Genomic DNA, 13,714 nt, shown 5'->3' with positions numbered 1-13,714 from the left:
TACTGCCGGTGCCCTTAGGACACGGAGGCGCGCTGCTGCGGTGCGGCCACCTCGGCCAGCACCCGCTTCAGGACGGCCTCCGCGGTGGCACCGGAGAACTCGGCTTCCGGGTCCATCACCAGGCGGTGGGTCCAGACGACGGCGGCCAGGTCCTTGACGTCGTCCGGGAGCACGAAGTTGCGTCCCTGGCCGGCGGCCCAGACCTTGGCGGCACGGACCATGGCCAGGGCCCCCCGGACTGACACGCCGAGGCGCGTTTCCGGTGCGGTGCGGGTCTCCTCGCAGAGCCGGGAGATGTATTCCAGCACGGCGGTGTCCACGTGGGTGGTGGCCGCAAGGTCGGCCATGTCCGCGATCGCCTGGGTGGTGATGACGGCGGTGATTTCCTTGGAGCGGTCCTTGAGGTTGGCGCCGCCGAGCAACTTGACCGTGGAGGCGTGGTCCGGGTAGCCGATGGAGGTCTTGATCAGGAAACGGTCCAGCTGGGCCTCGGGCAGCCGGTAGGTGCCGGCCTGCTCGATCGGGTTCTGGGTGGCCATCACCATAAACGGGCGGCCGGCCTCGTAGGTGGTGCCGTCCACCGTGACGCGGGATTCCTCCATGACCTCCAGCAGCGCCGACTGGGTCTTGGGCGAGGCCCGGTTGATTTCGTCGGCGAGGACGATGTTGTTGAAGATCGGGCCCTTGTGGAATTCGAACTTCTGCGTCTTCTGGTCGTAGATGGTCACGCCGGTGACGTCGGAGGGCAGCAGGTCCGGGGTGAACTGGATGCGGTTGTTGGAGCCCTGGACCGTGGCCGCGAGGGCGCGCGCCAGCGAGGTCTTGCCGGTGCCCGGCGCGTCCTCGAAGAGGACATGCCCTTCGGCCAGCATCGCCATAAAGGTCAGGCGGATGACGTGGGACTTGCCCAGCACGGCCTGGCCGACGTTCTCGACAAGTTTTTCGAAAGTGCCGGCAAACCATTCGGCCTGTTCGGTGGTCATGGTCATGGGTGAATCCTCTTCCAGGTTCGGGTGAAACGTCTGGGCCGTTGCCCGCTTCGTCCAGCGATTAGTTTATTGGTCTTGGTCGTGCCGGTATCACCGCTTGGGCATGCCGGCCGGCGGTCCTGAGAACTCGCGGTTGGTCGTGTCACCCCTGACGTAGTTCCCGCTGGCCGGGCCGCTGGTCAGGTGGTACCAGACGCCGGTGGGGTTGTTGCTGGTCTTGGACCAGATCACGTAGTAGTCGGATTTTGTCGGGACGTTGGCCTCGAGCCAGACGCTCCTGCAGTCGACGCCGCCCGGGTCGAAGCTGCTGCTGGAGCTGTTGGGTTCCGTGCAGCTGCGCACCGGCGTAGCTTCGATGTCCCACGACGTCGGTGCCGGGGGCGGCGGCTCCGCGCCGCTGCGGGAGTTGTCGCTGCCGATCCGGCCGGGCTGGTTGGCGCTGATGGCGCGCACCCGAAGGGTGTGGGTCTCGCTGTAGCCCACGGTCTTGGAGAAGGACCGCTGCTGAGTGTCAGTCCAACCGCCGCCGTCCAGGCTGTACTCATAGCCCGTCACCGCACGCCCGTTGCCGCTTGGCTCGGTCCACGTCCAGGAAACGGTCCTGTCTCCCACCCCGCCGCTGCCGCTGCCGGTGACATTGGGCGCGAGGGCGAGCCCGTAAGGGTTCACCGAATTGGACGCCGGGCTGGCGTCGCCGGGACTGGTGCTGCGCGAAGAAACAGCCCACACCGTCACGGCGGTGGGGGTGCCGTTGGCTGCCGACACCACTCCCCCTCCGGCGGGGATATTCCCGGTACCGCCGCCCGAGGTGAGCCGGTACTTGTAAGTGATCTCGGTGGCGCTGGAGCCATTGCGCTGGGCTGGCGTCAACTGCGGGAACCTCACGTCGATCTTCCCGCCGTCGCCGCCGGTGTCAGACAGGGTTGCCGTGGGCTGCCCCACCATGTCCGGTTTGCCCACCGCCCGTACGGGTGCGGACTGCGCGCTGGTCCCCGACGTGCCGGCCTTGTTGGTGGCGGCCACGGTAAAGGTGTATCCGGCTTCGGAGTTGTCCACCGTGACGTTCTGCGAGGTACCAGCCACCTGCTGGCTCGTCACCGGAGCTCCGCCGCGCAGCGTGGTGAGCGTGTAGGACGAGATGGCGTCGCCGTTGTTGTTGGGTGCCGTCCAGCTGACCTTCAGCTGGCTCTGGCCGCCCACCGAGCCGGCCGCCGTGGCGTTCGGCGCCGCCGGGGTGACGGGCACACCGGCGGGCGTCTCGGCGGCCGAGTAGGCGCTCCATTCGGAGGGTTCCTTGGCGTCGTTCCGGGCCAGGACACGCACCTTGTACGCCACGCCGTTCTTGAGGCCCTTCCAGACGTAGCTCACCGAGGTGAGGTTCTGGATCTGGCCGTTTTGCCCGGCCGGGGCCGGGGAAATCTCCAGGTCGTAGGACTTGACCGGTGAGCCCTTGGATGCCGGAGCCACCCAGCTCACGGTCAGTTGCTTGTCGCCAAACTTCAGCGCCGGAGCGGCCGGGGTGTCCGGCTTGACGTCCGGGCGCACCTCGGCCGAAGCGGGGGACCGCTCGGATTCGCCCAAGGTGTTGCTGGCGGTGACCTGGAAGTGGTACTTGGTGTTGTTGGCCAGCCCGGTGAGGGTGCAGGAGTTGGCCGGGCAGTCCTGCCGGTAGCCGCCCTCGCCATAGACCGTGTACTTGGTGATCGCCGAGCCGCGGTCCGCCGGCGCGGTCCAGTTCAGCAGCGCAGTGCCGTCCCCCACGCTCGCGGCCTGCGGGGTGGTGGGCGCCAGGGGCTTGTCCTTGACGGTGAGCCGGATTCGCGCCGTGGCATGACGGGAAGGATCTCCGGTCTTGTCGGCCACGGTGTAGGACACCACCATGGTTCCGGAGAAGCCCTGGGCCGGCGTGACGGTCACCGAGTCCCCGTTCAACTCCGTGGTGCCCTGGCCGGTCTCGGTCACGGCGGACACGATCTTCAGGGCCGTGTCCGGGAACGGGTTGGCGTCGTTGTCCAGCACCCGCACTGTGACGGGTTTGCCGGCCGCGGCGTTGGGCTCCATGTCGTCGTTGGCCACGGGCTTGGGCCGGTTGGAGGCGGTGACGGTCAGCTGGTAGGTGGCGGTGGCTTCGAGCCCGCGGGGGTCCTTGGCCTTGACCTGGACCGCGCCGCCCGCGCCGGCGTCGGTGCCGTCCTTGGCCGAGGCCTTCAGGGTCTTCCCGTCAATGCTGGCGTCGAAACCTGCCGGGACGGCGCCCACCAGCTCGTACTTCATGTTGTCCACGTCGCCGTCGTCCGGGTCTGTGGTCAGCCTGGAAAGGTCGGTCGTGGTGGTGTCCGATTTGGGCACGTCAACCTGGCTGCCCAGCAGCACCGGCGGGTTGTTCCGGTTGGGGTCGGGAAGCACCTTGGTGCGGATGCTGAGGGTTGCCTTCAGCCCGGCGGGATCGTCCGGGCCGGAGCCGTCGGTGACCTCGAAGCTCAGTGAGCCGGGGCCCACGTAGTCCTGGCCGGCCGTGTACTTCAGCGCGGTGCCGTTGTTGGCCACGGGATCGGAGCCGTCGGCGCCGATCAGCTTGATCCGGTCCGTCTGGGTCAGGCGCGGCGAGCGTCCCTCTCGGACCTTGACCCATTCCTTGAGGTCCACAGTGACGGACTGCCCGGCGACGAGTTCGATGACCTCATCCTTGGCCAGGGTGGGGACCTGCTGCCCTACCCCCGGGACCCAGATGATGGCGGTGGATTTCTGGCCGTCCACGTCTTCCACGGTGTACGGGATGAGCTGGGGCTGCTCCGTCAGTTCCACCACCATGTTGCCCTCGGTGCCGGGCCGGGCGGTGGTGGCGTCGGTGGCGATCTTGAGGTTTTCGCCGACGCCGTCGGGGTCCTCATCGTTCTTGAGGACCGGGACGTCGACGGCGGTCTTGCCGAGCGTCTGGGCGGAGGTCACCCTGTCGTCCCGGGCGATCGGGGCCTGCAGCGGCACGTCCTTTTGCACCTTGACGGCGATGGCGGCCTGCGCCGTGGCGCCACGGTCGTCCGCCACGGCGTAGCGCACGTTGACGGTGCCCTCCTCGCCGGGTGCCAGCAGGATGATGCGGGAACTCTGCTTGCTGACGGTGGCCTGCAGCGCCGGGTCGGCCTCGATGCCGTCGCTGACAATCCGGATCGGGTCGCCGTCGGGGTCGGTGTCGTTGCCGGTGGCGTCGACTCCGATCTGGCGGCCCGGCCGGACCTTGACCTCGTCGTCGACGGGGGTGGGCTTTTGGTTGGTGTCACCGCGCGGGGCGATGCCGACGGTGACGGTGCCGGTGTTGGAGGCGCCCTGCCGGTCCACCACTTTGTAGCGGAACGTGTCCGTGCCGGCCCCGTCGCCGGCTGCCGTGAAGTCGATGAAGTTGCTGCCGACGGTGGCGGTGCCCATCGCCGGGGTGCTGTCGATGCCGGTCAGCTGGACGGAGTCGCCGTCGGGGTCGATCCCGTCGAGTTCCACCGGAATCCGGACGGTCCCGGCCGCCACCACGCGGGCTGTGAGGTTCGTGGGCTGCGGGCGGGAGTTCTCCGCGCCCTCCAGCGGCAGCACGTGGATGGTGACAGCCGCGGCGCTCTTCTGGCCTTGCGGGTCCACGGCGTTGTAGATGGCCCGGACTGTTTTGGGCTCGGCGCCGGCGATGAAGCGGAGCGTGTTTTCGGAGACGAAGCTTTTCCCGTCGGTTTCGGGGACGGGCTGCGGCAGGACGGGGTCCAGGGTGAGCTTCTCGCCCTGCGGGTGGGTGTCGTTGGCCAGCACCGGGATGGTGACGACGTCGTTGACCCGGACGTTCACCTCGTCGGGTTTGGGCTGCGGGGCCTCGACGACGGCGGGCGCCGGGACGGGGACCACGGAGACACTGCCGGTGGCCGACTGGGTGCCGTTGGACATGGTGTAGCGGAACGTAAACGGATCTTTCGTGCCGACGACGTCGGTGATCCGCAGGACGCTGTGGTCGATCACGCTGACCGAGGCGGTCGCGTTCTCCGGCAGCTGGACGGACTGCAGCACCAGCACGCCTCCGGACGGGTCCGAGTCGTTGGCCAGCGGATCCAGGAGCACGCTTCCGCCGACGGGCATCAGGGCGACGTCGTGCACGGCGACCGGGTTGCCGGCGTCTTTGCCGGATTCGACGTCCACCCGGATCAGGCCCTGGCTGCTCTGCGGGCCGTTGCTGGCGATGTATGTCAGGTAGATGGGACCGGGGGTGATGCTGCGGAAGGTGAAGGTCCCGCCGTCGGTCACGGGGCCAAGTTCCGCCGTGCCGGCCGCTTCGACCTGGGCGAGGCGCAGGGCGCCGCCGTTGGGGTCGACGTCGTTCTTGAGCGGCGCAATCACGAGGTCCTGGCCGACGACGGCGGTGACGTGGTCGGCGTTGACCACCGGCTGCAGGGCGCCGGGCGGCTGGACGTTCACGGTGACTTTGCCGGTGGTGGTGGCGCGGCCGTCCCAGACGGTCACGGTGACGGCCTTCTTGCCGGGGGCCGCGCCGGAGTCCTGGTACGTGAGCAGGCCGTCGCGGCGGACCTTGACCTGGTCCTGTTCGTTGTCGGCTTTGGCGTCCATCAGGACGAGGTCGTCGCCGTCGGGGTCGGTCCAGTCGGTGAGGATGTTCTGGCTGACGGTCTTGCCCTGCTCCACGAGCATGGTGGTGGGGTCGCCGCGTTTGAACAGCGGCGGTTTGTTCTCGTCCGGGCCGACGACGTTGAGGGTGATGCTTCCCGCGGCGGACAGGCCGCGGCCGTCTGCGGCGTTGTAGGCGAAGGTTTCGGTGCCGGGCTTCGCTTCCGGGGGGACGCTGATCTGGAAGGCAGTGCCGCCGTAGATGTTCTCGAGGCTGCCGGAGGCGGGGCCGTTGTCGCCGACGGAGGCCGTGAGGACGTCACCGTCGGGGTCCGAGTCGTTGTCGAGCACGGACAGGATGGTGGTGCGGCCCGGGCGGACGCCGACGGCGTCGGGCTTGGTTTCCGGGGGCCGGTTGGGTTTCGTGCGGTCCGGCAGGATGTTGATGGTGTTGTTGTCCGCCGATTCCTGGTCCTGGTCATTGGACTGGTTTTTGGGCGGGACCACGTCGTCCCAGTTGTTGACCAGCTGCATGTTCTGGTTCACCAGCCACACATTCCCGGAATTCACATCATTGAGGACCACCAGGTCCCGGTTCACCCGGAACACATACGACGGCGACGCACTGGCCTTCGGCACATCCACGCTCTTGTCACCGGCATCATCGGCGCACTCCCGGACATACTTGTTCGCCCCCGACCACGCCGCATGCACACACCCGCCCAACTGCACCGGAGCCGCCGGCACCCCCTGCCCGCCAAACGTCACCGTCCTCGCCGTCGAACCATCCAACGGCTGCATCAACAGCGCCTTCGGCGTCGCGACCGCCACCGCACCCGCGCCCGGACCCGAGAGCTGCAGCTTCGCATCCCGCGCCTCCGCCAACGCCAACTCACGCCCGCCCGGCAGGAACAACTTTCCCCGGCCCGCATCCAACACCACCGGCGCATCCCCCACCACCGCCAGCTGCAGATCCCCCGCACCCTTCAAACCATCCCAGATGCTCGACGCCACGTCCGTCACCGCACCCTCGGCATCCACCGCAGTGACCGTGACCTGCCCGGACTTCGGATCCGCACTGTAAATCCGGTCATCAGCACCCACCGCCGACACCGTCCCGGCCGACCCGGCCAGCACCGGCTCCGAATTCTCCGCATCAAAACCGCCCACCGTCGACGGCGACAACGCCCACACCGAACCCTTCGCCGCATCCGTCACCGCAATGACCTTCGACCCGAAACTCACCTCCGCGGAACCCGGCAGCTTCTTATCCCCACCCAAACGCATCTGCGCCGCCGACACCTGGTTCAACGTCGACCCCGCGGCATCATCCACCAACACCGTCCCGGCATCCTGCAACACATCAAACGTCGTCGACGCCGGCGTCACCGCCCCATCCAGGACCCGCGAGGGGTAGTTAAGCCGGCCCACAGCATTCTTGGATTTCGAGACCACCCACACGCCGCCGTCATTCAACTCCACCTCAGTGGTCTTAAACCCCGGATAGATGATGGCAGCGGTGACCAGCACACCGGCCGCGGCCGTGATGGCGGTGCCGGCGATGAGCTTGTTGCGCCGTTTGATGGAGCCCGAACCCGGTCGGCGCTTTGTTGAACCTGGCTTCTTGAACCCCAGCGTGGCGAGCAGACGTGTCACAGCTTCAGATTTCCTTCAGGATGGGCGTCGTGTTTCCGATGGCGGACCCGAGACAAGGCCCTCATTTCCCGCGACAGCCTACCGAACTGTCCGGAAGGGCGCGATGGGCAGGACTGCCCACCGGCCGGCGCCCCGGTGGCCGGCGCGGCTATGGTGTCGCTCCTACCGGGAAGGTGCAGTTCGGCACGCCGCTCTGCGCCGGCGGGCCAATCGACGTGTGGGTGGAATTGATCCACCGTGTCTGGTTCGGCGAGCCGCGCATGATGTAGTACCACTGCCCGTCACCGCCGTACGTGGTGCCGTGGGGCTTCCAGCACATGATGTCGAAGGTGTCGAAGTGGGACATCCACGGCCGGTCGTAGCCGCCCTTGCCGTCGCAGGTGTGGGCAACCGGATCGTAGGACGTGGGTCCGGGAAGGTCGGTGCAGCTGCGGTCCATCCCGCTGTTGAGCCGGGTGGTCCAGCGGGTCTTCTCGGCCCCGGACTGGGCGGAGGCCGAGGCGATCGGGCCGCCGGTTCCGAGGGAGTTGACGGTCTGGACCCGGATCTGGTGTGGTTCGCTGAAGCCGCCGGTGTTGATGGTCCGGCTCCCCGAGGCCGGGACGCGTTCCCAGCCGCCGTTGTCGATGCTGATCTGGGTGTAGTCGACGTCGTTCGTCGCCGTCGACGGCGAGCTCCAGCTGAAACTGAGGTTCCGCTGGTTCTCTGCGCCGTTCTGACCTGACGCCGAGGGCGTTCCGGGAGAGCCGTACGGCGTGGCGGTGGCCCCGGTGCTGGCGTCGGAGCTCGGCGCGACGCTCGAGTTGGCCGTCACCGTAATCGTGGCGGCCTGGCCATTGGGGAATCCGCCCACCTTCTGTCCGGGGCTGATGGCACCGGTCTTGCCGCTGGGGCTCGCGTAGTACGTGTAGCTGACCTCGCCGGGCTGGGAACCGTTCCGCCCGGCGGCGTCCAGTTCCCTGAAGTTGATGACCACAGCCCGGCCGGCGCCGCCGGTGTCCGCCGGCGTGGCGCTGACGCCGGAGACCTGGCCAAGCTTGCCGGTGGCGCGGCGGGGTGCCGAGGGCGCGCTGACCGCGCCCTTGCCCGCCTTGTTCTCGGCCTGGACCGTGAAGGTGTAGCCGGTTTCGGAGTTGTTCGCGGTGAAGTTGGCGGTCCGCACCGTCCCGGCGATCATCTGGGTCTGGGTGGTGCCGCCGCCGCCGCTCATCGTCACGTAGTAGTTCTTAATGGCGTCGCCATTGGTGTTGGGCTCGGTCCAGTTCACCTTCAGCTGGTTGGAGGTCCCCACGGAAGACGCCACCGACGTCGTCGGAGCCGCCGGCGCGGCCGGGACGCCCGCCGGGTTGTCCTCGGCCGAGTAGAGGCCCCACTCGGACGGGCCGAGTTCGTTGACGGCCTGGGCGCGTACCTTGTAGCGGACGCCGTTGGTCAGCCCGGGCCAGGTGTAGCTCAGGCCGGCCACACCGTTCTTCACCGCGATGCCGTTCGCGGGCGGCGGAGAGATCTCCAGGTTGTAGTTCTTGACGGCCGAGCCTTCGGTCCTGGCCGCGGGCCAGGTGATGACCATGTTCTTGTCGCCGGCCTTGACCGTGGGGGCCTCCGGCGGCGAGGGCTTCTCATCCGGCCGGATTTCGTTCGAGGCCGGGGACGCTGTGGACTCCCCCACCTCGTTGGTGGCGGTTACGGTGAACACGTACTTGACGTCGTTGGTCAGCCCGCTGAGCGTGCAGGTGGTGGTGGCGCAGTCCTGGCTGAATCCGTTGGCGCGCACCGTGTATTTGCTGATGGTGGCGCCGTTGTCCGACGGCGGAGTCCACTTGAGCACCGCGGTCCGGCTGCGCACGTCCGTGGCGGACGGCGCCGAGGGGGCGTCAGGCTTGTCGCGGACCGTGATCCGGACCCGGCCGTCGGTCTGCCGGGAGATGTCGTCGGTCTTGTCCATCACGGTGTAGCGGAGCACCATCACGCCCTTGAAGCCCGCGGCCGGAGTGACGGTGATCGAATCGCCGGCGACGGCGGGCTGTCCGGCGGCGGACCCGGTTTCCACCGTGGCGGTGACAATCCTCAGCGGGGTCTCACTGAAGGGGTTGAAGTCGTTGGCGAGCACGTTGATGGTCTCGGTCTTGCCGGCGTTGGCCTTTTCGATCACGTCCTCGTTCGCGACCGGCAGCGGGCGGTTGGAGGCCACGACGGTGGCGGTGACGCTGGCCTTGACCGGTTCGGAGCGGCCGTCGGTGACCTTGAGCGGGATGCTGCCCTTCCAGCCGGCGGCCTTGGCGGAGTCGGCGGTGACCTTCAGGGTCCCGCCGTCCAGGGTGGCCGTGAAGCCCTCGGGCAGGGTGCCGTCGAGTTCGAACTTGAGCTTCTCCTGGTCGCCGGCGTCCACGTCCTTGGCCAGGTTGCCCAGGTCCAGGCTGGCGGATTCGGCCTTGGGCACGTCCAGGGTGGCTCCGCTGAAGCTCGGCGGGCGGTTCGCGTTCGGGTCGGGAATGACCTTGGTGATGATGCTGAGGGTGGACTTGAGGCCCTGCGGATCGTCGGGGCCGGTGCCGTCGGTCACCTCGAAGGTGACGGAGCCGGGGCCCACGTAGTCCTGCAGCGCGGCGTAGCGCAGCGCGCTGCCGTTTCCGGCCACCACGTTCTGCGCGTCGGCGCCCTGCACGCGGACGTTGTCCACCTGGGTGATCCGCGGGGTGCGGCCCTCCCTGACCCGGACGTATTCGTTCAGGTCAAGGGTGACCTCCTTGCCGGCCATGACTTCGACGACGTCGGTCCTGGCGAGCGTGGGGTGCTGTTCGCCCTGGCCCGGGACCCAGATGACCGCCGTCGCGCTTTGTCCGTCGACGTCCGTCACGGTGTACGGGACCAGCTGGTCCTTGGGCGCGAGGGCCACCCGGACACTGCCGTCGCCCGCGCGGGCGTTCGGGTTGCCGTCGGGCAGGCTGATCTTGAGGTCGGCGGCGACGCCGTCCGGATCGGAATCGTTCTTCAGGACAGGGACGTCGACGGCGGACTTGCCCAGTGTCTCGGCGGGGGTGACCACGTCGTCCTTGGCCACGGGGAGCTTCAGCGCGGCGTCCGGGCTGATCCGGACCCGGATGACTGCGCTCCCCTGGGCTTTCTTGTCGTCCTGGATCTTGTAGCTGACGCTCTCGTTGCCGGCAGTGCCCGGAGCGGTAAGAAGCACTTTGCCGCCCTCGGCTGCTTCGACGCCGAGCTCTGGGCGGGCCTCGAAGCCGTTGCCGACCAGGCTGATGGGGTCGCCGTCCGGGTCCGAGTCGTTCGCGAGGGCCTCGACCGCGATTTTCCGGCCGGGCCGGACGTCCACCGCGTCGTCAATGGCGATGGGTTTCTGGTTGTTGGCTTCCTGCGGGGCGATGCCGACGATCACAGTGCCGGTGTTTTCGGCGCCGATCCGGTCCCGGACGCGGTAGGTGAAGGTGTCCGTGCCGGCGCCGTTGCCGGCCGCGGTGAATTCGAGGTAGCCGTCCTTGACCACGGCCGTGCCCATGGCGGGGGCCTTGTCCACGCCGGTCAGCTGCACTGAGTCGCCGTCGGTGTCCACGCCGTCGAGCGGCACGGGAATGCGCACTGTCATGCCGGCCACCACCCGGGCGGTGAGGTTTTTGGGTTCGGGGCGGGTGTTGCGTTCGTCGTCGCGTGCCCGGATCCGGATGCCGACCTGCTGGGAATCCGATTGTCCGGAGGCGTTGGTGACCTTGTAGATCGCGTAGACGGTCTTCGCCACATCGCCGGCGATGAAGCGCAGCGCCCCACCGGAGGTGAAGATCCGGCCGTCGGCGGCATCCGGCTGCTGGGCGAGCACCGGTTCCAGGGTGAGCTTGCCGCCGTTGGGGTCGGTGTCGTTTTCGAGCACCGGGATGGTGACGACGTCGCCGGCACGCACGGTGGCCTCATCCGGTTTTGCCTGTGGCGCCTGCAGCTTGGAGGGGGCGGGGACCACCAGGACGGCGATCTCCCCGCTAGCGGAGGATTTGCCGTTGGAGATGGTGTATTTGACGCTGAGCTGGCCCTGGGCGCGGACGTCGGTGATCCGGACGACGGAGTGGTCCAGCACGGCCGCGCTCACCGGCAGTCCGTCCGCCGCGGTCACAGACTGCACCACCAGCACGCCGCCGGAGGGATCGGAATCGTTGCCGAGGACGTCCACCAGGACGCTGCCGCCGCTGGGCAGCAGGGCCGTGTCGCGGACCGCCACCGGCGCGCCGTCGCCGTCGCCGGGGACGACGTCGACGCGCACCAACTGCTGTGCGCTGGCCGGCCCGTTGGTGACGAGGTAGGACACGTAGTGGGCGCCCTGGGCGGTGGAGTTGAACGTGAACGTCTGCTGGTCCGCGCCCATCGTGGCGGTGGAGTTGCCGTCCGGGGTGACCTGGGCGAGGCGGAGGGCGCCGCCCTGGGGGTCGGAGTCGTTCTTGAGCGGGGCGATCACCGTGTCCACCCCGGCGACGGCGACGAGGTGGTCGGCGTTGGCGATCGGGGGCAGGGCGCCGGGGGCGCGGACGTCGACGGTGACCTTGCCTTCGCTGGTGGAGCGGCCGTCCGAGACCGTGACGGTGACCGTCTTGCGGCCCGGTTCGGAGCCGGCGTCCTGGAAGCTGAGCAGGCCGTCGGGCCGGACTTTGACCTGGTCACGGGGGTCGCTGCCGGCAGCGCCGACGACGAACAAGTCGTCGCCGTCGGGGTCGATCCAGTCGGTGAGGATGTTCTGGCTGACGATCTTGCCTGCCTGGACCACGAGGGTGGTGTTGCGGTTGGGCTTCTGCCGCGGGGCAGCGTTCTCCCCCGGCGGGACGATGTTGAGCGTGACGTCGGCGGTGGCGGAGAGGCCGCGGCCGTCGTCTGCCGTGTATTTAAAGGTTTCCGAGCCGGTCTTGTCGGCCCCGACGCTGACCTGGAAGCCGGTGGCGCCGTAGATCGGAGCGAGCAGCCCCGAGGTGAGCGGGTCCGGGCTGCGGACGGTGAGGATGTCGCCGTCGGGGTCGGTGTCGTTGTCCAGCACGGGCAGGATGGTGGTCTTGCCGGCGCGCACGCCGAAGGTATCGGGTTTCGCTGCGGGCGCGCTGTTGGGTTTGGTGCGGTCCGGGAGCACTGTCTGCTGGACTTCGTCAGCGGAGTCCTTGTCGGCGTCGTCGGAGGTCTGCTGCGGCGGGATGACGTCGTCCCAGTTGTTGACCAGCTGCATGTTCTGGTTCACCAGCCACACATTCCCGGAATTCACATCATTGAGGACCACCAGGTCCCGGTTCACCCGGAACACATACGACGGCGACGCACTGGCCTTCGGCACATCCACGCTCTTGTCACCGGCATCATCGGCGCACTCCCGGACATACTTGTTCGCCCCCGACCACGCCGCATGCACACACCCGCCCAACTGCACCGGAGCCGCCGGCACCCCCTGCCCGCCAAACGTCACCGTCCTCGCCGTCGAACCATCCAACGGCTGCATCAACAGCGCCTTCGGCGTCGCGACCGCCACCGCACCCGCGCCCGGACCCGAGAGCTGCAGCTTCGCATCCCGCGCCTCCGCCAACGCCAACTCACGCCCGCCCGGCAGGAACAACTTCCCCCGGCCCGCATCCAACACCACCGGCGCATCCCCCACCACCGCCAGCTGCAGATCCCCCGCACCCTTCAAACCATCCCAGATGCTCGACGCCACGTCCGTCACCGCACCCTCGGCATCCACCGCAGTGACCGTGACCTGCCCGGACTTCGGATCCGCACTGTAAATCCGGTCATCAGCACCCACCGCCGACACCGTCCCGGCCGACCCGGCCAGCACCGGCTCCGAATTCTCCGCATCAAAACCGCCCACCGTCGACGGCGACAACGCCCACACCGAACCCTTCGCCGCATCCGTCACCGCAATGACCTTCGACCCGAAACTCACCTCCGCGGAACCCGGCAGCTTCTTATCCCCACCCAAACGCATCTGCGCCGCCGACACCTGGTTCAACGTCGACCCCGCGGCATCATCCACCAACACCGTCCCGGCATCCTGCAACACATCAAACGTCGTCGACGCCGGCGTCACCGCCCCATCCAGGACCCGCGAGGGGTAGTTCAACCGGCCCACAGCATTCTTGGACTTCGAGACCACCCACACCCCGCCGTCATTCAACTCCACCTCAGTGGTCTTAAACCCCGGATAGATGATGGCAGCGGTGACGAGGACGGCGGAGGCAACAGCGAGGCCGGTCCCGGCCAGGAAACGGCGGCGGCGGGCACTGACAGGGCGTGACGACTCCGGCCTGCGGGATTTTGACCGCAGTGCTGACAGGAAGGTCTTCATGTGTGCTGTGTCCCCCAGAAGGTCACGGCCGCCATGCAGGGGGCATCGCCCGTGGTGGTGCCGGATACTTCGACTATTGCATATTAGCCATCGATTAGAGAAACCTGGCGGCGTCAAATCCGGCAGGAACAGCATAGGCCCAGCTCAGGGTGCG

Annotated in this window: 3 protein-coding genes; all 3 read right to left on the bottom strand. The window is 68.2% G+C overall.

Annotated features, from left to right (window positions below; all coding sequences use genetic code 11):
- Window positions 1–14 precede the first annotated feature (14 nt).
- Window positions 15–989 (bottom strand): MoxR family ATPase, encoded by a 975-nt coding sequence (locus LDO13_RS05335; RefSeq protein WP_224049003.1) that lies wholly within the window; start codon window positions 987–989, stop codon window positions 15–17.
- A 90-nt stretch (window positions 990–1,079) separates the two neighbouring features.
- The gene (locus tag LDO13_RS05330) at window positions 1,080–7,166 is read right to left on the bottom strand and encodes an Ig-like domain-containing protein (RefSeq protein ID WP_224049681.1); all 6,087 of its coding nucleotides are present in this window, start codon (window positions 7,164–7,166) and stop codon (window positions 1,080–1,082) included.
- A gap of 220 nt (window positions 7,167–7,386) precedes the next feature.
- Window positions 7,387–13,560: an Ig-like domain-containing protein gene (locus LDO13_RS05325; RefSeq protein WP_224049002.1), complete on the bottom strand. Its 6,174-nt coding sequence runs from the start codon at window positions 13,558–13,560 to the stop codon at window positions 7,387–7,389.
- Between the last annotated feature and the right edge of the window lie 154 nt (window positions 13,561–13,714).

The sequence above is a fragment of the Arthrobacter sp. NicSoilB4 genome, assembly GCF_019977335.1.
Taxonomy (GTDB): Bacteria; Actinomycetota; Actinomycetes; order Actinomycetales; family Micrococcaceae; genus Arthrobacter.
This window is presented reverse-complemented; position numbering and strand designations above follow the sequence as displayed.

What these genes read in the sequence shown, in the direction of transcription:
- LDO13_RS05335 (WP_224049003.1), bottom strand. Translation starts at nt 989, where the DNA reads ATGACCATGACCACCGAACAGGCCGAATGGTTTGCCGGCACTTTCGAA.
- LDO13_RS05325 (WP_224049002.1), bottom strand. Translation starts at nt 13,560, where the DNA reads ATGAAGACCTTCCTGTCAGCACTGCGGTCAAAATCCCGCAGGCCGGAG.